Origin of the sequence: Acidithiobacillus concretivorus (assembly GCF_018853445.1) — a bacterium.
Lineage (GTDB): Bacteria > Pseudomonadota > Gammaproteobacteria > Acidithiobacillales > Acidithiobacillaceae > Acidithiobacillus > Acidithiobacillus concretivorus.
The window spans coordinates 20,173-47,006 of sequence record NZ_JABELD010000044.1 but is presented as its reverse complement, the minus strand read 5'-3'; the positions used below and the strand labels follow the sequence as shown (position 1 = coordinate 47,006).

Annotated in this window: 25 protein-coding genes and 1 pseudogene; 2 read left to right on the top strand and 24 right to left on the bottom strand. The window is 52.8% G+C overall.

Going from position 1 to position 26,834, the window contains the following annotated elements:
• Window positions 1–125 precede the first annotated feature (125 nt).
• Window positions 126–386 (bottom strand): annotated as a pseudogene (locus HJG40_RS06465) (sugar phosphate nucleotidyltransferase); the annotation flags it as partial.
• Between the two features lie 348 nt (window positions 387–734).
• On the opposite strand from HJG40_RS06465, the gene HJG40_RS06460 reads away from it, so the two are divergent.
• Window positions 735–974, top strand: coding sequence for an HP1242/YdcH family protein (locus HJG40_RS06460; protein ID WP_215863425.1), 240 nt, complete (start codon window positions 735–737; stop codon window positions 972–974).
• Window positions 975–1,234: 260 nt separating this feature from the next.
• Here the strand turns inward: HJG40_RS06460 and HJG40_RS06455 are convergent, their stop codons facing one another.
• Complete coding sequence (locus HJG40_RS06455; protein ID WP_215863424.1) at window positions 1,235–1,999, bottom strand: HAD-IA family hydrolase; 765 nt, start codon at window positions 1,997–1,999, stop codon at window positions 1,235–1,237.
• A gap of 120 nt (window positions 2,000–2,119) precedes the next feature.
• Between HJG40_RS06455 and dksA the strand changes: the two genes are divergently transcribed.
• Complete coding sequence (dksA, locus tag HJG40_RS06450) at window positions 2,120–2,584, top strand: RNA polymerase-binding protein DksA (protein WP_215863423.1); 465 nt, start codon at window positions 2,120–2,122, stop codon at window positions 2,582–2,584.
• 6 nt (window positions 2,585–2,590) lie between these two features.
• Here dksA and tilS read toward each other — a convergent pair whose 3' ends face one another.
• The 22 genes from tilS to HJG40_RS06340 all read right to left on the bottom strand — a co-directional run bounded on the left by tilS (window position 2,591) and on the right by HJG40_RS06340 (window position 26,833).
• Window positions 2,591–3,934: a tRNA lysidine(34) synthetase TilS gene (gene tilS, locus HJG40_RS06445; protein WP_226857252.1), complete on the bottom strand. Its 1,344-nt coding sequence runs from the start codon at window positions 3,932–3,934 to the stop codon at window positions 2,591–2,593.
• Window positions 3,912–4,862, bottom strand: a complete 951-nt coding sequence (locus tag HJG40_RS06440; protein ID WP_215863422.1) for an acetyl-CoA carboxylase carboxyltransferase subunit alpha — start codon at window positions 4,860–4,862, stop codon at window positions 3,912–3,914. Before HJG40_RS06440 ends, tilS begins: the two co-directional genes overlap by 23 nt.
• Before the next feature lie 30 nt (window positions 4,863–4,892).
• A complete protein-coding gene (gene dnaE / locus HJG40_RS06435; protein WP_215863421.1) occupies window positions 4,893–8,399 on the bottom strand; it encodes a DNA polymerase III subunit alpha in 3,507 nt (1,168 codons plus the stop codon).
• Window positions 8,396–8,998 carry a ribonuclease HII gene (rnhB, locus tag HJG40_RS06430; RefSeq protein WP_215863420.1) on the bottom strand — a complete coding sequence of 201 codons (603 nt, stop codon included), beginning with the start codon at window positions 8,996–8,998 and terminating at the stop codon, window positions 8,396–8,398. The genes dnaE and rnhB overlap by 4 nt, the downstream gene beginning before the upstream one ends.
• A 41-nt stretch (window positions 8,999–9,039) precedes the next feature.
• Window positions 9,040–10,158: a lipid-A-disaccharide synthase gene (gene lpxB / locus HJG40_RS06425; protein ID WP_368355890.1), complete on the bottom strand. Its 1,119-nt coding sequence runs from the start codon at window positions 10,156–10,158 to the stop codon at window positions 9,040–9,042.
• A gap of 13 nt (window positions 10,159–10,171) precedes the next feature.
• On the bottom strand, window positions 10,172–11,281 hold the full coding sequence (locus tag HJG40_RS06420; RefSeq protein ID WP_215863418.1) for a DegT/DnrJ/EryC1/StrS family aminotransferase: 1,110 nt from the start codon (window positions 11,279–11,281) through the stop codon (window positions 10,172–10,174).
• A gap of 48 nt (window positions 11,282–11,329) precedes the next feature.
• On the bottom strand, window positions 11,330–12,271 hold the full coding sequence (locus tag HJG40_RS06415) for a Gfo/Idh/MocA family protein (protein ID WP_215863417.1): 942 nt from the start codon (window positions 12,269–12,271) through the stop codon (window positions 11,330–11,332).
• A complete protein-coding gene (gene lpxA, locus HJG40_RS06410; RefSeq protein ID WP_215863416.1) occupies window positions 12,268–13,050 on the bottom strand; it encodes an acyl-ACP--UDP-N-acetylglucosamine O-acyltransferase in 783 nt (260 codons plus the stop codon). The genes HJG40_RS06415 and lpxA overlap by 4 nt, the downstream gene beginning before the upstream one ends.
• A complete protein-coding gene (gene fabZ, locus HJG40_RS06405; protein ID WP_215863415.1) occupies window positions 13,047–13,496 on the bottom strand; it encodes a 3-hydroxyacyl-ACP dehydratase FabZ in 450 nt (149 codons plus the stop codon). Before fabZ ends, lpxA begins: the two co-directional genes overlap by 4 nt.
• Window positions 13,486–14,550, bottom strand: coding sequence for a UDP-3-O-(3-hydroxymyristoyl)glucosamine N-acyltransferase (gene lpxD / locus HJG40_RS06400; RefSeq protein ID WP_215863414.1), 1,065 nt, complete (start codon window positions 14,548–14,550; stop codon window positions 13,486–13,488). The genes fabZ and lpxD overlap by 11 nt, the downstream gene beginning before the upstream one ends.
• Window positions 14,550–15,080, bottom strand: coding sequence for an OmpH/Skp family outer membrane protein (locus tag HJG40_RS06395; RefSeq protein ID WP_215863413.1), 531 nt, complete (start codon window positions 15,078–15,080; stop codon window positions 14,550–14,552). Before HJG40_RS06395 ends, lpxD begins: the two co-directional genes overlap by 1 nt.
• An 18-nt stretch (window positions 15,081–15,098) precedes the next feature.
• Window positions 15,099–17,444: an outer membrane protein assembly factor BamA gene (gene bamA, locus HJG40_RS06390; RefSeq protein WP_215863412.1), complete on the bottom strand. Its 2,346-nt coding sequence runs from the start codon at window positions 17,442–17,444 to the stop codon at window positions 15,099–15,101.
• A complete protein-coding gene (rseP, locus tag HJG40_RS06385; RefSeq protein ID WP_215863411.1) occupies window positions 17,441–18,796 on the bottom strand; it encodes an RIP metalloprotease RseP in 1,356 nt (451 codons plus the stop codon). Before rseP ends, bamA begins: the two co-directional genes overlap by 4 nt.
• 12 nt (window positions 18,797–18,808) lie before the next feature.
• The gene (gene ispC / locus HJG40_RS06380) at window positions 18,809–19,987 is read right to left on the bottom strand and encodes a 1-deoxy-D-xylulose-5-phosphate reductoisomerase (protein ID WP_215863410.1); all 1,179 of its coding nucleotides are present in this window, start codon (window positions 19,985–19,987) and stop codon (window positions 18,809–18,811) included.
• Complete coding sequence (locus HJG40_RS06375) at window positions 19,984–20,802, bottom strand: phosphatidate cytidylyltransferase (protein WP_215863409.1); 819 nt, start codon at window positions 20,800–20,802, stop codon at window positions 19,984–19,986. Before HJG40_RS06375 ends, ispC begins: the two co-directional genes overlap by 4 nt.
• On the bottom strand, window positions 20,784–21,548 hold the full coding sequence (uppS, locus tag HJG40_RS06370) for a polyprenyl diphosphate synthase (protein WP_215863408.1): 765 nt from the start codon (window positions 21,546–21,548) through the stop codon (window positions 20,784–20,786). The genes HJG40_RS06375 and uppS overlap by 19 nt, the downstream gene beginning before the upstream one ends.
• 5 nt (window positions 21,549–21,553) lie before the next feature.
• The gene (gene frr / locus HJG40_RS06365; RefSeq protein WP_215863407.1) at window positions 21,554–22,114 is read right to left on the bottom strand and encodes a ribosome recycling factor; all 561 of its coding nucleotides are present in this window, start codon (window positions 22,112–22,114) and stop codon (window positions 21,554–21,556) included.
• Window positions 22,111–22,836, bottom strand: a complete 726-nt coding sequence (gene pyrH / locus HJG40_RS06360) for a UMP kinase (protein ID WP_215863406.1) — start codon at window positions 22,834–22,836, stop codon at window positions 22,111–22,113. Before pyrH ends, frr begins: the two co-directional genes overlap by 4 nt.
• Entirely contained in the window at window positions 22,837–23,715 is an 879-nt protein-coding gene (gene tsf / locus HJG40_RS06355) for a translation elongation factor Ts (protein ID WP_215863405.1), read from the bottom strand. It abuts the gene before it with no gap.
• Between the two features lie 29 nt (window positions 23,716–23,744).
• Window positions 23,745–24,497, bottom strand: coding sequence for a 30S ribosomal protein S2 (gene rpsB, locus HJG40_RS06350; protein ID WP_215863404.1), 753 nt, complete (start codon window positions 24,495–24,497; stop codon window positions 23,745–23,747).
• 191 nt (window positions 24,498–24,688) lie between these two features.
• Window positions 24,689–25,288 (bottom strand): DedA family protein, encoded by a 600-nt coding sequence (locus tag HJG40_RS06345; protein WP_226857250.1) that lies wholly within the window; start codon window positions 25,286–25,288, stop codon window positions 24,689–24,691.
• 33 nt (window positions 25,289–25,321) lie between these two features.
• Complete coding sequence (locus HJG40_RS06340; protein WP_215863403.1) at window positions 25,322–26,833, bottom strand: Ppx/GppA phosphatase family protein; 1,512 nt, start codon at window positions 26,831–26,833, stop codon at window positions 25,322–25,324.
• Between the last annotated feature and the right edge of the window lies 1 nt (window position 26,834).

The window sequence follows — 26,834 nt, the reverse complement described above, 5'->3', positions numbered from 1 at the left end:
TGGGACACTACTCGTTTACGCTGGCAGAACAGGTGCTGAATGGCCAGCTCAGACCACTAAAGCAGCCTTCGGAGCTGGATGAATGGCCTTAGCGTACGTTTTCGTTCCGTTGGACTTCAAACCCCTAGTTCTGTTTCCAGCTCATAAGCGACATCAAAATGATCGGCAATAGCACGCTTACCCCGCCCGGTAATGAAAACCAGGCGATCACAACCTGCTGCTAATGCCTCTTCTACGGCATATTGAATCAGCGGCTTATCCACCACGGGCATCATTTCTTTAGGTGTTGCCTTGGTTGCAGGAAGAAAACGGGTACCCATGCCCGCCACCGGAAAGACCGCAGTCCTAACCATTAATTTTGTCATTTCCGGAACATGTTTTTGCATGACACACCTCTTTTTTGCATAGTCAAAAATTTAATTACCAAGCATAAGCAATTCTTATACCATGCGATACAAATAGAGCTCTGCGCCACCCCTTTCTCTAAAAAATCACCCCTAGACAGAAGCCAGACGTAAAACTTGTGATACATATTTACACACAAAAAAACATTCTTCATCAAAACCAAGGCAGTAAAAAAAGTCTTTCTTTAACAAAATTGGAACAAACTATCTCCGTCAAACCTGTGCTGCTTGCTTTTCGTACACAAAACGGCAGGCTATACTGGCAGATGAAAAGTATGGACTATGGCTCACGGCCAACCTGTAGATCTAATCACTAATCGGAGAATGTATATGATTACTGAACATCAAGACTTGAAAACAGAGTTTCCTGAACTGGCTGGACACATGGACCAACTCTTGGCAGAACAGGGGCATTTCGCCAGGCGCTATGAAGAGTTCAATAAACTGACTGCAGACATTGAGCACATTGAGCGCAATGATGCGGCTACCGGTTCGCACAGCCTGGAAGAAATGAAAAAAAAGCGCTTGCTCCTGAAAGATGAGATATACCGGATGCTCACGTCGGATTAAGCCTGCACATGCACGAACAAAGAACACCCATCACCCTCGGGTGTTTTTTCGTTGATAAATCCTGAAAACGGCCGTTGGCCATTAAGCTTTGCAGCGACTTTGGCCCGCGCCGTTGTTGTTCTTGGCGAAATCCAGCGCCCGTCAGGAGAGCTGTTTGAGCCCAAAGGGCGAGTTCTCTCCTGACAGTAGGATGAGAGCCTTAGAACAACAGGCAAGGGACGTTGGCGCAAAAAGCTGAATAGCCAACGGCCGTTTTCAGGTTAATACTGCGTTTTTTCTTCCCACCATTGGGACAGCCGATCCACATCAACAACAATGCGTGCCCCCGCTTCGCGTCCATGCAAAATCTGTGCGGGAGCCTGGGGCTCGCCGAGTTGATCAAGTACGCGCAGTGCCGATGAAAAATCCTGATTTTGAGTATATTCCGTTTGCGTAATCACCGTAGCCAAACCGGCAGATACAGCAGAACGCAAGCCATTTTCCGAGTCCTCCAGAGCCAGACAGTCCGCAGCAGAAAATCCTAATTGCCGCAGTACATACAAATAGATATCCGGGGCAGGCTTTTTGTGCGGGACAATATCGCCGGCGCCAATGGTCCGGAATCGGCCCGGTCCGTCCTGACCCAATGTGCTTTTCAGCAAGGACTCTACATTGGCTGGGGTGGTGGTGGTCGCTATGGCTATGGGTAACCCAACCTCTCTGGCAGCATTCAGCAGGCGTTCCACGCCGGGGCGCAAGGGTAAAAGACCCGCTTCCATCATCTCCACATAAAAAGCCGTTTTCTGCTTGTGGATACGGGCAATATCCGCATCACCAAGCTGCGGATAATCCGGGTGATCATCCAAAAAGCTGCGCAAACGCTCCTTGCCACCGGTCACCTTCAAATAATGTCCGTAGGTAGGGACATCCCAGTCAAAGGGGAGGTCTGCAGCGGCAAATGCCCGGTTGAAAGCCACACGGTGAGCATCCCGCTCGGTATCCGCAAGAGTTCCGTCCACATCAAAAATCAGGGCGCGCAAGGGCATAAGCTTTATTCCTGGTACAGAGTTGAAGGTGCTGGCATTGTAAACATAAGCCGCAAGATTGCCAAAATGGCTGATCTCTGTTAAACGTAAGCGGATTTATTACAAGGACAGGAAGATTACATGGCAGACAAAGCCCCTCAAACTGCTGGCATCAGCCCCACAAATGTTCAGCAATATACCGCATTTGTTCCTTACGAACCAAAGCCAGACGAAGAATACATGAACGACGCGCAAATCGCTCACTTCCAGAAAATTCTGGAAGACTGGCGCGGCGAGCTGATGGCTGAGGTCGATCGTACTGTGCAACACATGCAAATGGAAAACGTCAACTACTCGGACCCCAATGATCGCGCCAGTCTCGAAACCGACATGGGTCTGGAATTACGGGCAAGGGACCGCGAACGCAAACTGATTCGTAAAATTACCCAGGCTCTGGGTCGCATCAAGGAAAATGAATACGGTTATTGCGAATCCTGTGGTGTGGAAATTGGCCTGCGGCGTCTTGAAGCCAGACCAACGGCCACTCTTTGCATTGATTGCAAAACACTTGAAGAAAAACGCGAAAAGCAAATGGCGCAAGACTGAAAAGTTTTATTTTCGGAGCAGGCAGAGCGCAGCGCCCCCCATCGGGGCGCGCACCCACGGGGCCAGATAATAGCCGGGAATGCACAACAAGTGCCCGGCTTCATCCCACAGCAGGGGAATGTTCGCTCGCCACTCGGGCGGTATGCCAGCCTCCAGCATGATATTTTTTACTGTTCGATGCTGTCCGTTAGCCATCCGTGATCGCTCACCGTTTTGACGGCGCCGCCAATATAAATTGACCTGGGCACACTCTGTGCGCAAGGCGTGACTGACGCCCTCTTCAGGGCACTGCGTCAGTAACCGGCATTCCCAGCCGCAAAAAGGAAGGGGCTGGTCAACATTCCAGCTACCGTCTTGCCAATTATCATCAAACTCCGGGGCACGACTTAAATAGAGCACTTTCCCCTGAATCCTGCAGGCACCGCCTTCCCATTGAATGCTTTTAGCTGTAGCAGTCTTCAATGCGTGCTGAAGGACCTCCAGACGCGCCCGTGAGGGTAATGGACACTGAAGACGTTGCAGCCAACCCCGCAAAAACATTCTTTGTCGGGCTGAAGACAACTGCTGCAAAAAGCTTAAGGACAAAGCGTCTTCCTTCAACCCGGGGTGTTCTGACTGGTGCTGGCCCCAATACATGGCAAACCAGTCATCGACGAGCTCGTGAACATCGCCCAGATTTTCAGCGGTTCGGGCCACAGTGGACACCGCGTGGGGCCAGCCGATTTGTTCGAGCAATGGTAATAGCTGTGCGCGGACACGAGTCCGGTCATAACGGGAATCCTGATTCGCCGGATCGGAAATATAGGGGATTTTCTTTTCCTGGATGTAGTCCAGCAGTTCCTGTTTGGTAAACTGCAAAAAAGGACGAAGCAACACCCCTACTCCCAGGGATTTTTGCCGGGGCATGGCCGAGAGTCCGGCAATACCCGTACCCCGCAATAACTGCAGAAAAAAAGTCTCGGCCTGATCTTGCTGATGTTGAGCGGTCAGCAAATAGTCCCCGGCCTCAAGCTGTGCCGCCAGCAACGCATAGCGACCACGACGCGCCCGATCTTCCGGGCCTTCACCTGAAGTTTCCGGAGGCAAATGCAGTACGGTACAGGAGACACCCAGAGCGCGGGCCTGCGCGACGCAGAAACGCGCCCAGTCCGGACTTTCGGCGTGCCAGCCATGATCTACATGCAGGGCTTGCACAGGACAGCCCAAGGCCACCAGAGCGACCAGCAAAGCGGTTGAATCTGAGCCGCCACTATAGGCCACAAAAAACGGGCGCTCCCGAGGCAGGAGCTCCCATTTTTGAAGAACATTCTGGAGTCTTTGCTCCAGATCAGGCCGCGCCGACCACTCCATAGTGCATCAGGCGTTCATAACGGGTGGTCAGTAATTTACTGGTATCCATCGCTTTCAGTTCATTCAGATGCTGGGTAAAACGCTCCCGGACCAAATTGAAAACGGCTTCGGGATCACGATGAGCACCACCCAGAGGTTCGACCAGGACTTCGTCGATCAGTCCGAGAGACTGTAAGCGGCGAGCGGTAATGCCAAGGGTTTCTGCGGCCTCCGCTGCCATTCCTGCGTCTTTCCAGAGAATAGACGCACAGCCTTCCGGTGAAATAACCGAATAAACACTGTACTCCAGCATCAGCATCCGATCACCCACACCAATAGCAAGCGCGCCGCCAGACCCGCCTTCGCCAATGACGGTACAGATGATGGGAACGGCGAGATCGGACATGACAGCCAGATTCCGGGCAATGGCTTCACTTTGGCCGCGTTCTTCTGCACCGATTCCAGGATAGGCACCGGGCGTATCAATAAAAGTGAATACCGGTAATTGAAAGCGTTCGGCCAAACGCAACAGGCGCAGTGCCTTGCGATATCCTTCAGGGCGCGGCATACCAAAATTACGCTGGATTTTTTCCTTGGTATCGCGCCCTTTTTGATGTCCCATCCAGACAATCGGCTGATCATTGAAGCGGGCCAAACCGCCAATGATGGCCTGATCATCAGCAAAAGCCCGGTCTCCGGCCAGAATTTGTACTTCACTGAACAGAGCCTGCACATAATCGAGGGTATAGGGGCGCTGGGGATGCCGCGCCACCTGTACGGTCTGCCAGGCCCCCAGCTTACTGTATATGCGTTGCAACTCTTTGCGGGCCTTCACTTCGAGGCGCTTGATTTCATCGGCAATACCGGGCTGATTCAGAGCATGCAGCTCTTCTACCTTGGCTTCCAGCTCCGCTACACCCTGTTCAAAATCCAGATAACTGATTTTCATTGGCACTCCTGAACATTCTGAAAACTTACCTCAGGCGGGACGCCGGGTCTTGCGCTGTCCACGTTCTAGAGGAATCACATTATTTATCAGCAAATTGGCAGCACGATACGTCCACTGCCATTGATATCCCTCGGGCATATGCGTCTGCAGTGCCGCCAGGGCCTCTTCACTCGCCGTAAAACTTAAGCTTTCCGGCACTTTTAACAGTACCTGCAGGTCATTGTCTACCGGTAAACGCACGAGCAGACGCACAGATCCCGGATATTGCTGAAGCCAATCACGCAAAAGCTCAGGAGCCAGCGGCTTACCCTGAGGAATATCCACCATCAATTGGGTTGCCAACTCTTCACGAGCGCGCTGGCGATCCAGCACTCTTAGAGCACTGAGCCGCAGACCACCAGAATAACTGTCTTCGCCGACCTCACCCAACACCAGCACGGGTTCTTCCCCTTCCCCGATTTTCCCCGCCTGTGCCCAGACTTCGGCAAATACCACCACCTCCAGACGCCCTACACCATCATCCAGCGTCAGAAAATAAATACGATCGCCCCTTTTGGTCCGGGTACTGCGCCGCGCCACCACCAATCCAGCCACCAACACAACGGTTCCTGCAACAATATTGCTTAAAGGCTGCACACCCAGCCCGGCAAGTTCTGTACGCAGATCATCCATGGGATGGCCGCTAAAATAAAAACCCAGGGTTTCCCGTTCCTGACGCAGTATTTCTGTAGATGTCCATGGCTCAGCATGACAAATGGAAGGCGCAACAGGCAAGGCTTCCTGTCCGTCAAAGAGGGACTCCTGCAGACTGGCCTGGCTTTGCTGAAATTGGGCGGCTGCTTCAATGGCGCTTTCCAGAGAAGCTATCAGATCCGCTCTGGACACCTGCCAGTCATCCATGGCGCCAGCACGTATCAGGGCCTCCAGCGCGCGACGATTGATTTTTTGGCTATCTACCCGACAAAGCAGATCAAAAAGGCTGTTAAAAGGACCTTCTCGCCGCGCTTCCAGAATACTTTGAATCGCCGCCCGCCCCAGGCCCTTGATCGCCCCCAGGCCGAAACGGACATCCTGCTTGTCTTCAGGTTTAAACTCCAAACCACTACATTGTACGCTGGGCGGGGCAATGTGCAGGCCCATGCGCTGACATTCGGCAATCATCGCCACAACTTTGTCAGTGTGGTCCATATCTGCAGTCAGTACTGCCGCCATAAAAAACTGGGGATAATGCGCCTTGAGATAAGCCGTCTGATAGGAAACCAGCGCGTAGGCGGCAGAATGGGATTTATTGAAACCATATTCCGCAAATTTTTCCATCAGATCGAAAATGGCTCCCGCCTGATCGGGATGCAGGCCATTTTTATGGGCACCCTCCAGAAAAATACTGCGTTGTTTGGCCATTTCTTCGGGTTTTTTCTTGCCCATGGCCCGGCGCAGCAAATCGGCCCCCCCCAGGGAATAGCCCGCCAGGACCTGAGCCGATTGCATGACCTGCTCCTGATAAACAATGACGCCGTAAGTTTCCTTGAGAATGGGTTCGAGGTTGGCGTGCAAATAACTGACCTGGGCCTTGCCATGCTTGCGGGCAATAAAATCGTCCACCATGCCCGACTGCAAAGGACCGGGACGAAACAGGGCGACCAGGGCCACAATATCCTCAAAAGTATCGGGTTGCAGACGTCGCACCAGATCACGCATACCCGATGATTCCAGCTGAAACACAGCCACGGTTTCGGTGGATTTCAGCAGCGCAAAAGTCTCTGGATCATCGAGCGGGAGTAGCTGAATATTCAGGGGCGCACGGCCCTCCATGGCGGCAGCGGCATTAATCAGTTTCACCGCCATGTCAATAATGGTCAGGGTGCGCAAACCTAAAAAGTCGAATTTTACCAGACCCATTTTTTCGACATCATCCTTGTCCAGCTGGGTCACATTACCACCGCCTCCGGAACTATCCGTAAACAGCGGCAAACGATCCGCCAGAGGTTCTGGAGAGATGACAACCCCACCCGCATGGGTGGAAGCATGGCGAGGCAATCCCTCCAGACGCAAGGCAATATCCAGAAGATCACGCACATCGTCTTCTTCAGTCTGGCGACGCCGCAACTCTTCGGATTCTTCTAGGGCTTTGGCCAGGGTCATGCCCAAATCGCCGGGCACCAGCTTGGCAAGCTGATCGACAAATCCGTAGGGCAGCCCCAGCACCCGGCCAACGTCCCGGACTACCGCCCGCGCCTTCATGGTTCCAAAGGTAATGATCTGACCGACACGTTCGCGGCCATATTTTTCAGCGACATACTGAATGACCCGGTCGCGCTGATCCATACAGAAATCCACGTCAAAATCGGGCATGGAAACCCGCTCCGGATTCAGAAAGCGTTCAAAAAGCAGGCCATTGCTGATAGGGTCAAGGTCGGTAATCCCCAGGGCATAGGCCACCAGAGAACCGGCGCCCGAACCACGTCCAGGTCCGACTGGAACCCCGTTATTCTTGGCCCATTGAATAAAGTCCGCCACAATCAGAAAATAACCGGGGAAACCCATTTGTTGAATAACCCCTACTTCACGCAGCAGGCGTTCATGGTAGGGGAGGCTATCCTGGGCACGAATCTGCAACGCATCCAGACGCGCCTGCAGCCCTTTCTGAGCCGCTTCATGCAGATATTCATCCACAGACTGGCCCTCAGGAATCGGATAATCCGGCAAGGCATATTGGCCCAGCACCAACTCCAGATTACAGCGTTTGGCAATTTCTACCGTGTTGTCACAAGCTTCGGGTAAATCCGCAAAAAGTGTCCGCATTTCCTCTGGATCCGGAAAACGGTGCGCCGTGGTGAAGCGTCTTGGCCGACGTGGATCATCCAGGGTCAGCCCTGCAGAAATGCATTGACGGGCATCAAAAGCGGCAAAATCGGCGGCATCCAGAAAATGGGCATTATTGGTAGCCACCACCGGCAAATTCAGCTTTTCGGCCAGCCCGAGGGTTGCTTGCAGCAGACTTTCCTGATCTTTTTCGCCATTCCGTTGCAGTTCCAGATAAAAGCGTTCGGGAAACCAGTCTGCATAGCGTTTTGCCAAATGTTCAGCCTGCGCATGATCGCGGCGCAGCAAAGCCCGACCAATTTCACCCTGCCCTGCAGCAGACAGGGCAATTAATCCTTCACTGGCATATTGCAACCATTCGGCAGCTATTTGCGGGCGACCCTGCTGATGTCCTTCCAGATAGGCGCGACTCAACAGACGGCTGAGATTGGCGTAACCGGCTTTGTTCATGCACAACAAAATCAGACTGGCGGGGCGGTCTGCATCGCCCTCATCGTGGACCCAGATTTCACTCCCGATCAGCGGCTTCACGCCCTGACTGCGAGCGGCATTATAAAACTTCACCAGCGCAAAAAGATTACCATGATCCGTAATCGCCACTGCTGGCATATTTTTTTCGGCACAACGCTTGGCCAGCGCCTTGACCGGAATAATGCCATCCTCCAGTGAATATTCGGAATGCACATGAAGATGGACAAAAGTTGGTTCACTCACTGCTTTGCCTCCCAGGCTCGATCCACCGGACCAAAACCACGTCGATGCAGCGGACAAGGTCCATATCGCTGTAATGCCTGCATATGGACTGCAGTACCATAACCCATGTGCCGGGCCAAACCATAATGCGGATAATAAGCATCCAACGCCTGCATGGTCTGATCTCTGGCCACCTTGGCGAGAATACTGGCCGCTGCAATAGCATCAACCCGACCATCGCCGCCCACCAGAGTCTCAACCTGCCAGCCCGGCGGTGGCTGATTACCATCCACAACAATACATTCAGGACGTACTGGCAGAGCAGCAATAGCCCGAGACATGGCCCGTAACGAGGCCTGCAAAATATTGTAACGCTCAATTTCCCAAACTGCAGCCCAGCTCAAAGACCAGGCCAGCGCTTCCTGCCGAATTCTGGCAGCCCATTGCAAGCGGGCCTTGGCGGTCATTTTCTTAGAGTCGTTCAGACCGTAAAGAGGTTCACGCAAAATCACCGCCGCCGCAATGACCGGCCCCGCCAGCGGACCACGACCGGCTTCATCCACACCCGCGCAAGTTGGGCCACGGTGTTCCAAAACCGGAGATATTCTGGCTGTACTCATTCGGGATTATTCATGCCACTGACCATTTTTAGATTTACACGTCATGAAAGCATTTTCCGTAAAACCTGTCGCAATGCCTCCGGAGAATCCCCCTGCAACAAGTCACGTATCTGCTTCAGGCGTTGAACTTGTTTATGGCCAGCCTCGGCAAATAAGGGTAACAGTGCTGCAGCCACTTGTCCGGGTGTAAAGGCATCCTGCAAAAACTCCGGATACACGGACTCCTTAAGTAAAATATTGGGCATGGCCACAAAAGGCGTTTTTACCAGGCGCCGCGCAAAAGCGTAGGTCAGGGCATTCAGGGCATAAACCACTACCGCCGGACGCTCCATCAGTGCGGTTTCCAGGGTCGCCGTTCCAGAAGCCACCAGCACCACATTAGCGGCTGACAGTACCGTGCGGGTTTGGGCAATAACCACCAGAACATGACTGGGGCCGGCTCCCTGTTCCCACTGGCGGTTCCAGGCCGGTGCCAGTTCATCACGCGCCAGAGCCACAACAATTTTCAACCGGGGCATTTGCTCGCGCAGCAAACTCGCAGTTTCGGCATAACGGCGGGAAAGTTTTTCCAGCTCACCATGCCGACTGCCGGGCAGCAAAGCGAGGACCTGATCCTCCGCTGCGAGCCCCAGAGCCGCCCGAGAGGTCAAACGATCGGGTGCAGCAGTAGTCTGTGCCAGCAAAGGATGCGCCAGAACCTGCACCGGAACACCAGCTTCGGCATAAATGGGCACTTCAAAGGGAAAAAGCACCAGCATTTGATCAACAATCTGCTTGATTTGATGAATGCGCTGCCCGCGCCAGGCCCAAATCTGCGGCCCCACTACATAAAGGACGCGAATACCCAGTGCCTTGGCCGCCTTGGCAATGCGCATATTGAATGCCGGATGATCAATCAGAATGACACAAGTGGGCCGTTCTTTTTTCAGGTGCGACACAACCTGATGATACAGTCGGCGTAGCGCCCCATAATGGCGCAGCGCCTCAACCAGACCAATGATGGCAAGAGTTTCCCCGTCGGCAATATTTTCAACGCCGGCAGCCTGCAAACGCGAACCTACCACGCCTGACCAATGTAAATTCAGACCGGCAGCAGTCGCATTTTCCATGATTTCCAGTCCGAGATTTTCCCCGGACCGCTCCACAGCAAGGATAAACACCTTGCCCAATGCTTTAATCCTTCAGAGTGCGGCGAATCACCTCTGCCACCCGGGCAACCTGCGCCTCTTGCAGCTCGGGAAACATGGGCAAGGACAAAACCCGCTCGGCCAGCTTGTCCGCTACTGGACAATGACCTTGAGGCTGATCACCAAACATTTTCTGGCGATGACCGGGTATGGGGTAATAAATGGCGCTGGCAATGTGCTCTGCCTGTAAGGCGGCCTTTACCACATCCCGACCTTCCAGCTGAATGGTATATTGGTGATATACATGCTGATAAGCTTCCGGAACACGAGGTAATTGCAGGTCCAGACCGCCGAGATGCTCGGCATACCAGGCAGCCGCCCGCTGACGTCCGGCATTAAAAGTAGAAAGATGCGGGAATTCCGTGCGCAAAATCAATGCCTGCATTTCATCCAGACGACTGTTATAACCCAGCACATCATGATGATAGGTCTGCCATGAACCATGATTGCGCAAGCCCCGTAATTGTTTATCCAGTTCTGGATCATTGGTCACCACCATGCCGCCATCACCGGCACCGCCAAGATTTTTGCTGGGGAAAAAGGAAAAACAGCCGATGTCACCAAAGCTTCCCACCGCACGCCCATGAATACTGGCGCCAATAGCCTGGGCGCAATCTTCAATCACCTTCAGATGATGCTGCTGCGCCAGAGACATGATGGCGGGCATATCGGCAGGCAGACCATAAAGATGTACTGGAATAATGGCTTTTGTGCGGTCGGTGATGGCCGCTTCAATAAGTGACACGGTCAACACATAATTTTGCGGGTCCACATCTACAAAAACCGGCTTGGCACCCACGTAAAGGACCGCTTCTGCCGTAGCAATAAAAGTGAAGGTAGGCACAATCACCTCATCCCCCGGCCCAATTCCCAAAGCACGCAGAGCCAGCAACAATGCATCGGTTCCCGACGCACAGCCCACCCCATGTGCTACCCCGCAGAGTTGCGCCACATCCTGCTCCAAAGCGCGACCGTGTTCACCGAGGATAAAACCCGCCTGATCCAGAATTTTTCCCAATCCGGCAAGAATTTCTTCACGTAGTGGCTGAAAATGTGCGCGCAAATCGACCATGGGAATGGCTGTACTATGACTCATGTATTGATATCCTGTTTAAAAATCCATTGACTGGGTCTGGTCCACCCCTCAGCGGGAAAGAAAACCATCCACCGCCTTGCGTACTTGCAGCGCTGCCGCCAATACCCGGCGACCCGCCGTACCATCACAAAATACCGGAATTTGATGAAGCACCGCACCCAGAAAATCTTCAATTTCTGCGGCCAGGGCATCGGTTTTGCTCAGGCTGACGGCTTCATCCCGAACACCGGGAATACCCGGCACGGCCCCTTCTCCGCGATGATAAATATGCAGGGTATTCTGGATAAAATCTACAGAAGCGTAACGGTCCTGCCAGAAAATCCGCAAGCGCCGGGCCGGTTCGCGAACCACCCGGGAAGCCGCAAGGTTCGCCACGGTACCATTACTGAGAGTGATCCAGGCATTGGCCATGTCGGCCTTGTCGGTCACCGCAGCAACACCTACCGCGCGCACATCAACAGGTTCGGCCTCAGTCAGCAGTAAGGTCAGATCCAGATCATGAATCATGAGATCCATGATGACATCAATATCCAGAGAACGGGGCTTGAAAGGCGCCAGGCGCTCGGCTTCCAAATAACGAGGTGCACCATAACCTGCCTGTCGCAAATGGCGAATGGCCGGATGCACTCTTTTAATATGCCCCACAGCCAGAACCAGTTGGCGTTCCTGAGCCAGAGCAATCAAGGCATCTGCTTCTGGAATATCCAGCGTGAACGGCTTTTCAACCAGGCAATGCACCCCCGCACGCAGTGCTTCTTCAGCAACCGCATGATGGGTTGAAGTTGGGGTCGCTATGGATATGGCCTCCACTGAGGCCAGCAGCTCAGGAATGCTGGCAAAAGCCCGGCAACCTAGTTCCTGGGCCACTTCAGCGGCACGATCGGGGTTGGCGTCATAAACGCCTTGTAGATCGGACAAATTTGCATATTTCTGGGCATGAAAGCGACCCAGATGACCCACACCGATCACGGCGGTTTTGAGATGTTTCATGGTCGGGTAATTCCTCGCTTGCTGTTCTGGATGAAGTCCAGCAAATGGGCGATTTCCGGGGCATCAAGACCACGCTGACGCACCTCTTCCATAGCATCATCCAGACGCTGTCCAGAGCGGAACAAAATTCTGTAAGCGCGTTTGATTTGCAAAATAGTCTCGCGGGAAATACCACGCCGGGCCAGACCACGCACATTAATACCATGAAGACTGGCATGATTCCCGGCAGCCATCATATAGGGTGGAATATCCAGCGGCGCCATGGTTCCCCCACCCAAAATGGCGTGCGAACCAATGCGTGCAAATTGATGGACGGCAGAAAGGCCACCCAGAATAGCGTGGTCTTCAATACATACATGTCCGGCCAGAGTCGCCGCATTGGCCATCACCACCTGATCGCCGATGCAGCAGTCATGCGCCACATGACAATAAGCCATGAGCAGATTGTGGCTACCAATTCGCGTCACACCGCCCCCCTTTACCGTGCCGCGATTCACCGTCACGAACTCCCGCAAGGTATTGTGCGAACCGATTTCCAGTGCCGTAGGCTCGCCCTTATAGCCTAAATCCTGGGGAGCCGTACCCACTGAAGCAAACTGAAAAATATGATTATGGCTGCCAATCCTGGTCGGACCTTCCAGTACCGCATGCGCAGCAATCTGACAGTAATCACCCAACTCCACATTAGCACCAATCACTGCGTAAGGACCAATTTTACAATCGGTACCAATAATGGCACTTGGATCAACAATGGCCGTAGGATGAATGCTTGCGCTCATGGAGCAGTTTCCCGAAGCGTTGCCAGCAACAGGGCCGAAGCCACCTCATGACCATCTACCAGTGCCTGGGTTTCCATTTGCCACATTCCCGAGCGACGCCGACTGACGTTAGCCAGCAACTCCAGACGATCGCCTGGAGTGACCGGCTTGCGGAAGCGGGCCTTATCAATACCGGCAAAATACACGGCGGCATTTTCACCATATTTATCTTCCGAAACAAAAGCCAGCAGAGCAGCGGCCTGGGCCAGGGCCTCAATAATCAAAACCCCTGGCATCACGGGCATGGCCGGAAAATGTCCCTGAAAAAACGGCTCATTCATGGTGACATTTTTGACTGCTCGCAACGACTTTCCGATCTCCATATGCAGCACGCGATCTACCAGCAAAAAAGGATAGCGATGCGGTAATCGCTTCATAATATCCTGAATATTCAGTTCACTCTCCATGCAATGGCTCTCCGTCAGATGATGCTTGGTGCGCAGATTTTTTCTCCAGAGTTTTTACCCGCCGGAACAAGGCATCCAGCCCGTCAAAGCGGGCAACAATGCGCCGCCAACGGGTAATTTCATGGGCTGGTACCACTCCCGAATAAACCCCCGAGCTACGCAAGGAATGGGTAATAGCACTTTGTCCGGCAATCACGCAGTTATCCGCTATTTCAACGTGTCCGGTAACGCCAACCTGCCCGCCAATCCGGCAATGGCTGCCAATACGGGTACTACCCGCTATGCCCGTTTGACCAGCAATAACCGTATGCGCGCCTATTTGCACATTGTGACCGATTTGCACCAGATTATCGATCTTGACTCCGTCGGCAAGAATCGTATCGGTCAGAACACCACGATCAATACAGGTATTGGCACCTATCTCCACATCATTGCCGATCAATACCCCGCCTATCTGGGGAATTTTCAGATATTTCCCGTTTTCTTCCGCAAACCCAAATCCATCCGCACCAATAACTGCACCCGCGTGAATAACACAACGTTCGCCAATGCGGCAACCAGAATAGATTTTCACACCCGGGTAAACATGGGTTCCTGCCCCTATCAGAACGTCAGCACCCACAAATACGCCCGCCTCCAGCCAAACTCCGGCTGCAATCTGTACCCCCGACTCCACCTTGACGAAAGCATCTATGCGCACCTCAGGATGGATTTGCACATTCCGATCCAGTTGAGCGCTGTGATGAATACCCGGTTCATGACGGGCCACAGGAAACAGGTACTGCATAATTTTGGCAAAAGCCGCATAGGGGTTTTTGACAACAATGCAGTTTCCAGAAAAATCATCGGCAGATTCAGGGCTGAGGATAACGGCACCTGCCTGACTGGACTGCAAACAGCCACGTAAGCTGCTTGCCTGGAAAAAAGTAATATCCCCAGCCTCGGCGGTATCAAGTGGGGCTATGCCGGTAACCAGGTATTCTGCATCGCCGCGCAATTCTCCAGCAAGTTGTTGTGCCAGATCCTGAAGACGATGCGTGCTGCTTGCTCTCATTATTTTTTTCCTGCGGACTTTGCCGCACTCATCGTGCTGTTCATGGCTGCCACCACCTGCCCGGTCAAATCAATGGCACCGCTGACATACAACACTGATTTGTCATTGAGAATAACCGTGTAATGCCCGGCACGGCCAATTTGACTGACCACTTTGACCAGTTGGGTCTGAATATTCTTGAGAATCTGATTGCGCTGATAGTTGAGCGTATCCTGAGCCTGGCGCTGAAATTGCTGAAGACTGAGAATCATACTTTGCAATTGTGCTTCGCGATCCTGACGCTGGGCATTACTCAAATGTGGAAAATCTTTTTCCAGCGATTTCTGAAAAGCATCTATTTGTTGGCGCTTTGCTTCTATTTGCTTTTGCTTGGCCTCCACCTGCTTATTGAGGTTCGCCGCGCCGACCTGCGCTTCGGGAAGTTCGCGCAGGGCTTTATCGAGATCGACAAAGCCGATTTTCATGGGGTCGGCGAAGGCTATCCCGGCAAACAGCAACAAACCCAAACCCAGAAGTAACTGACGCATCATACCCATATCACCGGAGCATCAGAAGTTGTTACCCACAGTGAACTGCAGGGGTTGGGTAAGATCTCCCGGCTTTTTGTCCAAGGGGATCGCCAGGGACAAGCGCAGAGGTCCAAGGGGGCTGATCCACAGAAAGCCTATGCCAGCCGTTGTACGCATCTCACCCAGACTGGGGAAATAGTTATTGGTATAATTATAGATGGAACCGTCGGTGTTGGACTGAACACCATAAACCCAACCGCTGGCTGCAAAGAGAGACATCCGGAAATTAGGGTTATCCGCCAGGCCCGGCAATGGAAAGTAAAGGCTGGCATTAAACAACAACTCACGGGTACCACCTACAGGATAACCACCGACCTGCGGACCCAGCGCATAAGTCTGATAGCCCGGCAGTGTCGTAGGACCACCCAGATAATAGTTATTAAAGAAAGGAACCGGCTTGCCACCATAGCCATTGATGAAGCCATAGCGACCACTCAGTCCGCCAGTCAACCAGGAAGTGATGGGATGATAATAGTCAGCCTTGACCTCTGCCTTGTACCATTTTAGTTTTCCCGGAGGGACGGCGGCTTTCAGATCCAGACTGCCATAAAAACCTTTAGTCGGGAAAATCGGCGAATTGCGACTATCATACACCAGACTATTACCCATGGTCACAGCAGTAGCCGTATTACCAAACGTAGTTACATACTGGTTATAAATCTGTGGACTACCAGAAGTCAGATTAATGGTCGTATTACTATAGCCCAAGGACATATAGTCATAGACATACCGCATGATGGGTATGCCCAGCGTGCCCGTAGCACCATAGTCAATTTCCTGATAGGGTGCGACAGCGAGGGTGGAAAGATTGGTATCATTCCGATAAAGATTAACACCCAGACTGATGCCATCCGGAGTAAAATAAGGATCAGTATAAGACAGGTTGAATGCTGTGCCCAATCCGCCCACATTGGCCGAAAAAGACAGCGCATTTCCGGTACCCATAAAATTGTTCTGACTGATGGAACCATTGAACAAAATACCCTGCGCATTGGAGTAACCTACACCCAGGCTGAAACTGCCCGTTGGCCGCTCGCTGACATGCACATCCAGATTCATCTGATCAGGATGACCGGGAACCGGAACCGTTTTAGTGTCAATTTTATCGTAAAAACCAGTCTGCTGGAGCCGCTCCTTGGAACGCCTGATCTGCGCGCCATTATAAAGAGATCCTTCCATCTGCCTGAACTGACGCCGGACTACATAGTCCCGACTGCGATCATTGCCAGTAATTTCAATGCGGCGAATGTACACTTTGCGCCCTGGGTCCACTTCAAAATTCAGAGCCACCTCACGGGTTTTTTCATCCACCGTCGGCACCGGTGTGGTATTGGCAAAAGCATAGCCCAGATCACCCAGCTTGTTGGCAATGGCACTATTGGTGTCATTGATTTTTGCCCGGGAAAATACTTCACCCGGATGAATTTCCACCAGTTTTTCCAGCTCCGGCTTGGAAATCACCAGATTCCCCGTCAAATTCACCGACTTCACATGATAAACCGGTCCTTCATGCACATTGACCGTAATATAGACAAAACGACGATCTGGTGTGACCTGTACCTGATTGGATTCAATATCAAAATTCAGATAGCCGCGATCCAGATAGAAATTGTGCAGGGCTTCCAGGCCCTTCATCAATTTCTCCTGAGAATAACGATCATTTTTGGTAAAAAATGAAAAAGCATCAGGGGCACCAATATCGAAAAGTCCACGCAGACGACTTTCACTGAAAGCGTGATTACCGACAATGGTCACCTGCTTGATAGTAGCCTGCTCTCCCTCGTCAGCAGCCAGATAAATGGCTACGCGGTTACGTGGCAGTTTATCCACCTTGGCATGAATTTTCGCATTGTAATAACCCATGCCTTCATACTGCTGCTGCAGTCCATGTACGACTTCGTCAAGAAGGGACTGATTGAAAATATGGCGGTCCACCAATCCGATGCCTTTCAGGGTTCCTTCCACTTCTTTTTTGGAAAAGGCCTTGATGCCGTGCATCCTGATGCTGGCAATGATCGGACGTTCCTGGACGACCACCAGCAAATTGTCATCCGAGCGAGCGATAGTTACGTCCTTGAAAAAACCTGTAGAGTAAAGATCTTTAATCGCCTGCTGCGCTTTCTGGTCATCTACTTCTTCGCCGATATGAATGGGCAGATAGTTATAAACCGTCCCAGGGGCAATGTGCTGCAATCCTCTTATCTCTATGTTTTTCACAGTGAAGGGTGTAAATGCCCAGGCTGGGGCTGTCCAAACGGCCGCCAAACAGGCGATTCCCGAGGCAAGAACAAGAGGCGAAGGTGAAGTCAGGCTGAATTTTTTCACGGAGTCATCAATCTCGTAATATCGTTGTAAAAAGCGAAGGACATCAGCATCAGAAGCAGCACTATACCGATCTGTTGGGCTTTTTGCACCACCGCCGGTGAAAGCGGCTTACCCCGTACCATTTCCAAAGCGTAAAACACCAGATGACCACCATCCAGTATGGGAATAGGGAGCAAATTCAGGACCCCCAAACTAATGCTGACCAAAGCCAGAAAAGACAGAAATGGCGCCATGCCAGCCTGAGCCGACTGCCCCGCATATTCGGCAATGCTAATAGGCCCGCTGATATTGTCTGGCGAAACAAAGCCCTGCACCATCCGAACTATCATCTCCACGGTCATCCAGGACATCTGCCAGGTACTCTGCGCACCATAGATCAATCCCTCAAATGGTCCCCGCTGGCGTATAACTATCAAATCCTTGGGCAGAGGCGCCATGACAATGCCGATTCTGCCAATCGCTTTACCCGCCTTGTCGAGAAACATTTGTGGTTTGATCTGAATGGTTTTGCTGATCCCCGCAGCCGTCCGGTAAGTCATCTCCACCGTTTTGTCTGGATGCGATTCAATGTGACGGGCCAGACTCTCCCAGCTCGGGACAGGATGATGATCAATGCCGGTAATACGATCGCCAGCTACCAGTCCTGCCTGGGCGGCCGGACTTTTGGCTTCGACTGCTCCCACAGTTGCTGGCAGGTAAGGCTCCATTCCGATGATCTTGCCAACAAAGTCCGGCCCCACCGAATCTGCCTTCAGATTTTGCAAGGGCAGGGTATGGGTTGCCAACCTGCCCTGCTCGGTAGTCTCAAGGTGTGCCGGCACCCGGGCAATGGCCGCCGACAACAAACCCATACGCATGTCTTCCCAGGTATAAACCTGCTGCCCATTCAGGGAGGTAATGCGTTGGCCCGGCTGCAAATGGGCCTGAGCGGCCAGAGAATGATCATTCACCAGACCAACAATGGGAGCCAGCCCGGGAATACCAATCCAGGCAACCCCGGCATAAGCAACAACTGCAAAAAGGAGATTGGCTGCAGGGCCAGCCAGGGCAATGAGAAAACGTTTGCTGGGAGCCAGTTGCTCAAAAGTCCGGGAACGGTCTTCAGGCATTACTTCTTCACCAGCCTGTTCACCGAGCATTTTGACGTAACCACCCAAAGGTAACGCAGCGAGGACATATTCGGTGCGATCCTTACCCCAACGCCGACTGATCAGCGCGGGACCAAAGCCGATGCTGAATTTCAGCACTTTCACGCCCATGAATTTGGCGACCCAGAAATGTCCAGATTCATGAATCAGCACCAAAATGCCAATTGCGAGAATAAAAGCGCCTATGGTTTCGAGTATGTGCACAGTAGCCCGAAATCAGGCCAAAGCAGATTCAGCATAACGGCGCAGATGCTTGCCGGCTATCACTCTGGCCTGCTGATCAATCGCCAGAACAGCATCCAGCTCATCCGGTGTAGCAGGTTGCAGTTCTGCCAGGGTATTTTCCACTACAGCAGCAATCCGGGCAAAAGGTAAAGCCTCGTCCAGAAACGCCTGAACCGCTACTTCATTGGCAGCATTGAGAACAGTAGCTGCAGCACCACCTGCTTTCAGTGCTGAAAAAGCTAAAGCCAGACAAGGGAACCGTTGCAGGTCAGGGGCTTCAAATTGCAAATCTGTGGTCTTGGCCAGATCCAGTGAGGATACCCCACTTTCGATGCGTTCCGGGTAAGCCAGGGCATGAGCAATGGGTGTACGCATGTCCGGATTGCCCAGTTGCGCCAACACCGAACCGTCTACGTATTCCACCATGGAATGAATGATACTTTGGGGGTGGATGAGCACATCAATTTGTTCTGCCGGAAGATTAAACAGCCAGTGGGCTTCAATCACCTCCAGACCCTTGTTCATCATCGTTGCCGAATCTACAGAAATTTTCCGGCCCATCACCCAGTTGGGATGCGCACAGGCCTGATCCGGGGTTACCCCCGCGAGCCTCTCTAAAGGCCAGGTCCGGAAAGGACCGCCAGAGGCTGTCAAAAGAATGCGGCGCACACCTCGCCCATCGGCAAAGCACTGGAAAACGGCATTATGCTCACTATCAATGGGCAGCAGGGTCACCTGACACGCCCGCACCCGGTCCATAAACAGCTTGCCCGCCATCACCAGACATTCCTTGTTGGCCAGGTAAACTTTTTTGCCGGCTTCCACTGCAGCCAGAGTAGGCAGAAGCCCTGCTGCTCCGACAATTGCGGCCATTACCTCGTCAACACCGTCCATTCTGGCAACATCTGCCAATGCTTCTGGACCACTTTCTACATTGATCTGTTTAAGACCGGCATCACGTAACAACACCCGCAATTGTTGGGCGGCGTCAGCGGCCGCCATGACGACCTGTTCGGGTTGATGGATTTTGCAGAGTGCCAACATCTCCGCAACACGATGATTACCCGTTAAGGCCACCACCCGGAATGCATCGGAATGGCGCGAAAGCACGTCCAGGGTGCTTTTTCCAATGGAGCCCGTGGCTCCGAGTATGCAGATGCCTCTTGTCATTTCCACCAACCCAGATAGTAAAGCCCGGCTACAAAAACCGGGATACCCGCGCTGATACTGTCCAGACGGTCAAGCAAACCACCGTGTCCTGGCAGTAATTGCCCACTATCCTTACGATCTGCGCGGCGTTTGAGATAACTTTCTGCCAGGTCACCAATGACTGCAAATATTGCTGTCACCACCCCCAGCAAAGCCCCCGAGCATAATACGAGAGGGTGAGACCCCAGCCAGATCCATGCGCCCAGTGTGCCCACAATGGCGCTGGCAAGCAAGCCACCCAAAAGACCCTCCCAGGTTTTGCCCGGACTGACCTGCGGGATCAGCCGCCGCCGGCCCCAAAATTTACCAAATGTCATGGCGCCAATATCGCCGGCACTGATTATTAAAATCACCCATAAAAGTTGATGTGGAGCCTGACGTTGAAGTTGCAGGGCAAACCAGAAAGCTGGCAAAAAAGCTGGCAAAAGCAGGAAACCCGTAAGCGGACGCTGCCAAAATGAAGCCCTATGCAACAAGCTGGGTGACACAGCAAGCATCAGCATCACCCATAATAGCCAGGCCGCTACCGAAATATCCGCCAACAGGGGGCCGATCAGGTTTTTAAACCAAAGCGGCAGCAGCAAAAGCAGCGCAAGCAACAGCCCCAGAAGCAGGGCAATAGGCTTGGAGAACAAGCTGAGACGCCCCCATTCCTGTCCGGCAAATAGGGCGAGCAGCATTAAAAAAACCAGAAAAATCGGAGAGGAAGCCTGAAAAATCAGGACAAAAACCAGCAGCAACAAAAAGGCGGCGGTGATCAGTCGCTGACGGAGCAATCGCCCTCCAGGACCTGATCGCCAGTACGTCCAAAACGCCTTTGACGATGCGCAAAAGAATGCAGTGCATGTTGTAAAGAAGCGCGATCAAAATCCGGCCAGAGCGTGTCAGTAAAATAGAATTCTGTGTACGCCAGTTGCCAGACCAAAAAATTACTGATGCGTTCTTCCCCACCCGTACGAATCAACAAATCGGGCTCGGGACCATCGGACAGACTCAAGTGTCGGGCAATATCCTGCTCGCTGAGATCCTGTAAATTCAATGCTGCAGACTGAAACGCAGCAATTGCGGCGCGTGTAGCTTGGGCAATATCCCAACGTCCACCGTAATTTACCGCCAGATTGAGTTGCAAACGGGTATTATCCCGGGTGAGATTTTCAGCGTCTTCAATCAACTGACGGATATCCCGTTCCAGCGCGCTGCGATCACCAATAATCCGTAAGCGCACCCCGTTTTCATGCAACTTACGGGCTTCCCGCTTCAGGAGCAAGCGAAACAGATTCATGAGCAGACGCACCTCCAGAGGAGGCCGCCGCCAATTTTCAGTACTAAAAGCAAAAAGAGTGAGATGGGGAATACCCAGGTCGACACAGGACTGAACCATTTCCCGGACCACTTCAGCTCCGCGTCGATGACCGGCCACACGGGGTAAATGCTGCCGATACGCCCAGCGGCCATTACCATCCATAATGACCGCAACATGGCGAGGGAACTTAGAAGGTTCTGATCCAGGCAGTGCAGCCATAATTCTCAGACCTCCATGAGGTCAGCTTCCTTGGCCTCCACCACGGCATCGACTTCATCCACAAAGCGATCCGTCAGCTTCTGAAAAGCCTCTTCTGCCTGACGCTCTTCGTCTTCGGAAATGAGTTTTTGCTTATGAAGGTCCTTGACCTGTGAAATACTGTCACGACGAATATTACGAATGGCCACTCGGGCACCTTCGCCCTCCTGCCTGACCACTTTTACCATCTCCTTGCGCCGCTCTTCAGAAAGTGCCGGCAGAGGTACACGAATATTGTCCGAACCGGCTACCGGATTGAGTCCCAGTCCAGCATCACGAATGGCTTTGTCAATTTTTGGGATCAGGTTTTTTTCCCAAGGTGTCACCACCAGAGAACGGGCGTCAGCCACGGAAACCGAGGCCACCTGAGCTAGCGGGGTAGGAGCATTGTAATAATCAATCATTACATGATCCAGCAAACCAGCACTGGCGCGACCGGTACGCAGACGCGTCAACTCCCCCTTGAGGGATTCGATGCTTTTTTTCATCCGGGTTTCGGCGTCTTTTTTGATGTCCTGAATACTCATGGAACCTCTCTACGCACCGAGGTGCCTTCCTCTTCACCCAGCATTACCCGCATTAATGCGCCGGATTTGTTAATGGAAAAAACGATGATGGGCATATCATTATCACGACAAAGGGTAATCGCTGTCGCATCCATCACCTGAAGATTCTGCTCCAGAACCTGGCTATAAGACAGTTCACGGTAACGCATGGCCTCAGGATGAGTGACCGGATCATCCGTATATACGCCGTCCACCTTGGTTCCTTTCAGAACCAACTCGGCATTGATTTCTACGGCCCGCAAACTGGCGGCTGTATCCGTGGTAAAAAAAGGATTACCCGTACCAGCGCCAAAAATGACTACCCGACCTTTCTCCAGATGGCGAATAGCACGCCTGCGGATATAAGGTTCTGCGACCTGCTCTATATGCAGGGCGGAAAGCACCCGCGTCGGCAAGCCCAAATGCTCCAGAGCATCCTGAACCGCCAGAGCATTCATTACCGTCGCCAGCATCCCCATATAGTCAGCAGTGGCACGATCCATACCCTCAGCAGCCTTGGCCATCCCCCGGAAAATATTGCCACCGCCAATGACAATGGCGACCTGCACACCAGAAGAGACCACATCCTTGATTTCGCGAGCCATACGGCGTACAACCTCGCGGTCGACGCCATACTGCCCATCCCCCATCAAAGCCTCCCCACTGAGCTTCAGGAGAACACGTGAGTACAGGGGAGCGGTCATTCAGGACCCCCGGACTTGCGCCATCACTTCACTGGCAAAGTCTGCGGTAGGCGCTTTTTCGATCCCTTCACCCACCTCAAAACGAATGAATTCGATGACTTCCACGCCCGAAAAACCCTTGACCAACTGCCCCACGCTTTTATCCGGATCTTTCACAAAAGGCTGCCCGGTCAGCGCAATTTCGTTGACCAGCTTGTTAAGTCGGCCGGATATCATTTTTTCAACAATATCAGCAGGCTTGCCACTATCAGCGGCCTGGGCGACCAGGATATCCTTTTCCCGGGCCAGGCGCTCTGCAGATACCTGATCAGGACGAACCACTTCCGGACGGGCTGCAGCGACATGCATGGCCACATCCTTACCGAGTTCTTCCGTAGCCGCCTGACCTTCCAGCGCCACTATCACCCCGATGCGACTGCCATGTATATAGGCTCCTACCACGCCTTCCTTGACTTGCAAGTGCTGTAAGCGCCGCAAACTGATATTTTCACCCAACTTGCTGACCAGGGTTTTGCGCCGCTCTTCAATGGAAGCATCCGCCACCAGCGCCTCTATTTGTTTCAGCCCCTGTTGCAGAGCCTGTTCGGCACAATCCTTGGCCAAGGCCAGAAAATCATCATTCTTGGCCACAAAATCGGTCTCGCAGTTCACTTCCAGCACCACACCCTGCTTCTGGTCTGCACTCAGCGCAGTAACAATGACACCCTCCGCCGCTACGCGACTGGCCTTCTTGTCAGCCTTGGCCAAACCCCGGGTGCGCAGCAAATCAATAGCCGCCTCCATATCTCCGTCCGCTTCCGTCAGAACGGTCTTGCATTCCATCATGCCAGCGCCGGTGCGCTCACGCAGTTCTTTAACCTGTTGTGCACTAATAGCCATGTAAACTCCTTGGTTATGTGGTGAATGCGTTAATCGGCGTCAATTTCAATGGTTTCTTCGTCCACTTCGACGAATTCATCCAGTAAATCCGCTTCGCCACCCTGCCGACCAGCCAAAATGGCATCAGCCACCAGCGAAGCATAAAGACGGATAGCACGGGTAGCATCGTCATTACCCGGAATAGGATAATCAATCAGCAACGGATCACAATTACTATCGACCACACCAATAACCGGAATGCCCAGCTTGCGCGCTTCCAGCACCGCAATATTTTCATGACCCACATCAATCACAAAAATAGCATCGGGCAGACCATTCATTTCCTTGATGCCACCAAGACTGCGTTCCAGTTTGTCACGCTCACGCGACAGGGTCAGACCTTCTTTTTTGGTCAGCTTTTCGAGAGTGCCATCGGCTGTCATCTGGTCCAACTCGTCCAGACGACGAATAGACTGACGAATGGTTTTAAAGTTGGTCAGGGTACCGCCAAGCCAGCGTTGATTCACAAAAAAAGCGCCACAACGACGGGCTTCCTGCTCAACCGCTTCACGCGCCTGGCGTTTGGTACCCACAAAAAGAACACGGCCATGTTTGCGCGACACCTGCTCAATAAAAGCCAGCGCGCTACGGAGCATGGGTAAAGTATGTTCAAGATTGATAATGTGAATGCGATTGCGCTCACCAAACAGGTAAGGAGCCATTTTGGGGTGCCAGTAACGGGCTTGATGACCAAAGTGCACGCCAGCTTCCAGCAGGGCACGCATGCTTACATTGCTGCTCATAGATATTTCTCCAGTTTTCATAGGGTTAAGATCCACCACGCCGCCGAGAACTCCATCCTTACGGACACCCGGAAATCCTCTCAGGCTGCGTGTGCGTATTAGGGCAAAGCCCAGCGCGTTTTATCACAAGTTACCCCACTAGAGCAAGACTGGCTTCAGGTCAGGGCCTAAGTCGCTGCAAATCAGCCGCGCTAACTGCTGTTTTTGGGTGGATTCCTGCGATGCCAAAACCAGTAAAGCAAAGCACCCACAAACAGTAACAGCAACAAAATAATTTGCACCTGGCGCACGCCATTCAGCAGGCTTTGCAAGGAAGCCCCGAGAACATAACCGATGCCGGCGATGGCACCCGCCCAGACAGCAGCAGCCAGTGGATTCATGATCAAATAGCGCCGGGGTGGATAATGATGAACACCCAGGAGTATCGGGGTGATGGTTCGAGTCCCATAAATAAAGCGAAACAGCAGCGTCACCCAATCACCAAAGCGCCTAATCAATCCCTCTGCCTGGGCAACATGGCGCTTAAGAAAATTGGGAAGCCAGTCGAGAATGCGTTCTCCATAGCGCGAACCTACCTGATACAGAACCTGATCATTAATCGTGCTGCCCAGCCAGGAAACGGCAATAACCATGGGTAAATCAAGTACACCGGCATGAGCAAGCGCCCCGGCAATAATGACTACCGCCTCGCCTTCCAGCAAGGTCCCGACAAACAGTATCCAATACCCATATTGGCGGAGGAATTCCTTGATAACGCTCAGCGTGACAGGTTGCAGATGCAGCCAGTGCAACAGCGGGTTCAGGAATTCGATGGGAGCATCCTCTTACCAATGCAGATGAAAATCAGGGGCCATATTTTCCTGTTCCTGCTCAATGTCCGCAAAAAGCAGGGGCATTTCATTCATGTAATGCTCTGGAAGTGACAGACGCAGGGCTTTATCATTCACTTGCAAGGCGGGGGCGGTTCCTGAAACTTGTGCGCCGCGATGAAAAACAATAGCGAGACGCAGTAATACCGTCAAACGCTGAACAGCGAGCAGATCTTCAGCCGCAATACCCAAGGTAGAATAGAACTGCAGATGCGGAAGTCGCTTGCGCTGGGTGCGCAGCAATGCTGCCACAACGCCCTGCTCTCTGCGGGAAAATCCTGCCAAATCGGCATTGCGCCAGATGTATTCGCCGTGCTTGTGAAAGCCGGAATGGGCAATGTCCAGACCAATATCATGGGTTAACGCCGCCCACTGCAGCCATTGCTGATGGGCACCATGCAAAGACCAGTTCGCCATCGCTGCCACAAAAAACTGGTCCGCCCAGGCTGCCACCCCCCGGTTACGCCCGGTTTGACTGTGAAAGCGCTCCTGGAGACTGCGAATACTGAGTTCGCGGGTGTCTTCCTGGTGAATCCGGCCGAGCAGGTCATAAATGGCACCTTCCCGCAACGCCCCTTCTGAAAAGCGCATTTCCTGAATATTCAAAGCCTCGAACAAGGCGAAAAGAATCATGAAACCACCCGCAAAAACAGCAGCACGATCGGACTTCAAACCTTTCAGACGGGACAAGGCCCGCACCGATCCCAACTGCAGAATTTGCTCTCGCAACCAATACATACCGTCGCGGGTAATACGGCTACCCTGACCATTCTCGACCAGAATCCGGTTGATGGCTTTGACTGTCCCTGAAGAACCTACGGCCTGATCCCAGCCATGGCCGGTAAATTCATCCAGCATTGGCTCTACGGCCATACGCACCTTTTTTTCAAGCCGCTCGCAGGACACAGTGGTGATCAGATCATCCGGGAAAAACGCGCGGCTGGAGCCTACACAACCAAAATGGAGGCTCTCACGATTATTCGGAACAAAACCCTGACCCACAATGAGTTCGGTACTCCCCCCACCGATGTCAACCACCAGACGTCGTTCATCCGCATCTACCGCCAGGCTATGCGCGACCCCCAGATAGACCAGTCGCGCCTCTTCCCGGCCGGCAACAATTTCCAGAGGAAAACCCAGAGTGGCTTCAATAGCCTGCACAAAACCCTCAGCAGCACTTGCCTGGCGCAACGTGTTGGTACCAATGATGCGGACCCGCTCGGGACGAATCCCACGCAGGCGCTGACCAAAACGTGCCAGACAATCCAGCGCCCGTTTTTCGACCAGCGGATCGAGCGTGGCATCCTCCCGCAAACCTTCGGCAAGTCGCACACCTTCTCGCAGGCGGTCAAGCAAACGAATTTCTGAACCCAGTTCTTCCGCCACCACCATATGAAAAGAATTGGAACCCAGATCCACTGCTGCCAAATAATTTTCCAATACTGCAGTGGTCACGGGTTCCGACATG

Bases quoted from the DNA above. Each gene is read 5' to 3' on its own strand.
- HJG40_RS06395 (WP_215863413.1), bottom strand. From the start codon at position 15,080: ATGATGCGTCAGTTACTTCTGGGTTTGGGTTTGTTGCTGTTTGCCGGG.
- HJG40_RS06440 (WP_215863422.1), bottom strand. From the start codon at position 4,862: ATGAAAATCAGTTATCTGGATTTTGAACAGGGTGTAGCGGAGCTGGAA.
- ispC (WP_215863410.1), bottom strand. From the start codon at position 19,987: ATGACAAGAGGCATCTGCATACTCGGAGCCACGGGCTCCATTGGAAAA.
- HJG40_RS06415 (WP_215863417.1), bottom strand. From the start codon at position 12,271: ATGAAACATCTCAAAACCGCCGTGATCGGTGTGGGTCATCTGGGTCGC.
- dksA (WP_215863423.1), top strand. From the start codon at position 2,120: ATGGCAGACAAAGCCCCTCAAACTGCTGGCATCAGCCCCACAAATGTT.
- rpsB (WP_215863404.1), bottom strand. From the start codon at position 24,497: ATGAGCAGCAATGTAAGCATGCGTGCCCTGCTGGAAGCTGGCGTGCAC.
- rnhB (WP_215863420.1), bottom strand. From the start codon at position 8,998: ATGAGTACAGCCAGAATATCTCCGGTTTTGGAACACCGTGGCCCAACT.
- HJG40_RS06455 (WP_215863424.1), bottom strand. From the start codon at position 1,999: ATGCCCTTGCGCGCCCTGATTTTTGATGTGGACGGAACTCTTGCGGAT.
- frr (WP_215863407.1), bottom strand. From the start codon at position 22,114: ATGAGTATTCAGGACATCAAAAAAGACGCCGAAACCCGGATGAAAAAA.
- HJG40_RS06340 (WP_215863403.1), bottom strand. From the start codon at position 26,833: ATGTCGGAACCCGTGACCACTGCAGTATTGGAAAATTATTTGGCAGCA.
- HJG40_RS06420 (WP_215863418.1), bottom strand. From the start codon at position 11,281: ATGAGTCATAGTACAGCCATTCCCATGGTCGATTTGCGCGCACATTTT.
- HJG40_RS06460 (WP_215863425.1), top strand. From the start codon at position 735: ATGATTACTGAACATCAAGACTTGAAAACAGAGTTTCCTGAACTGGCT.
- uppS (WP_215863408.1), bottom strand. From the start codon at position 21,548: ATGGCTGCACTGCCTGGATCAGAACCTTCTAAGTTCCCTCGCCATGTT.
- fabZ (WP_215863415.1), bottom strand. From the start codon at position 13,496: ATGGAGAGTGAACTGAATATTCAGGATATTATGAAGCGATTACCGCAT.
- tsf (WP_215863405.1), bottom strand. From the start codon at position 23,715: ATGGCTATTAGTGCACAACAGGTTAAAGAACTGCGTGAGCGCACCGGC.
- tilS (WP_226857252.1), bottom strand. From the start codon at position 3,934: ATGGAGTGGTCGGCGCGGCCTGATCTGGAGCAAAGACTCCAGAATGTT.
- pyrH (WP_215863406.1), bottom strand. From the start codon at position 22,836: ATGACCGCTCCCCTGTACTCACGTGTTCTCCTGAAGCTCAGTGGGGAG.
- lpxA (WP_215863416.1), bottom strand. From the start codon at position 13,050: ATGAGCGCAAGCATTCATCCTACGGCCATTGTTGATCCAAGTGCCATT.
- lpxD (WP_215863414.1), bottom strand. From the start codon at position 14,550: ATGAGAGCAAGCAGCACGCATCGTCTTCAGGATCTGGCACAACAACTT.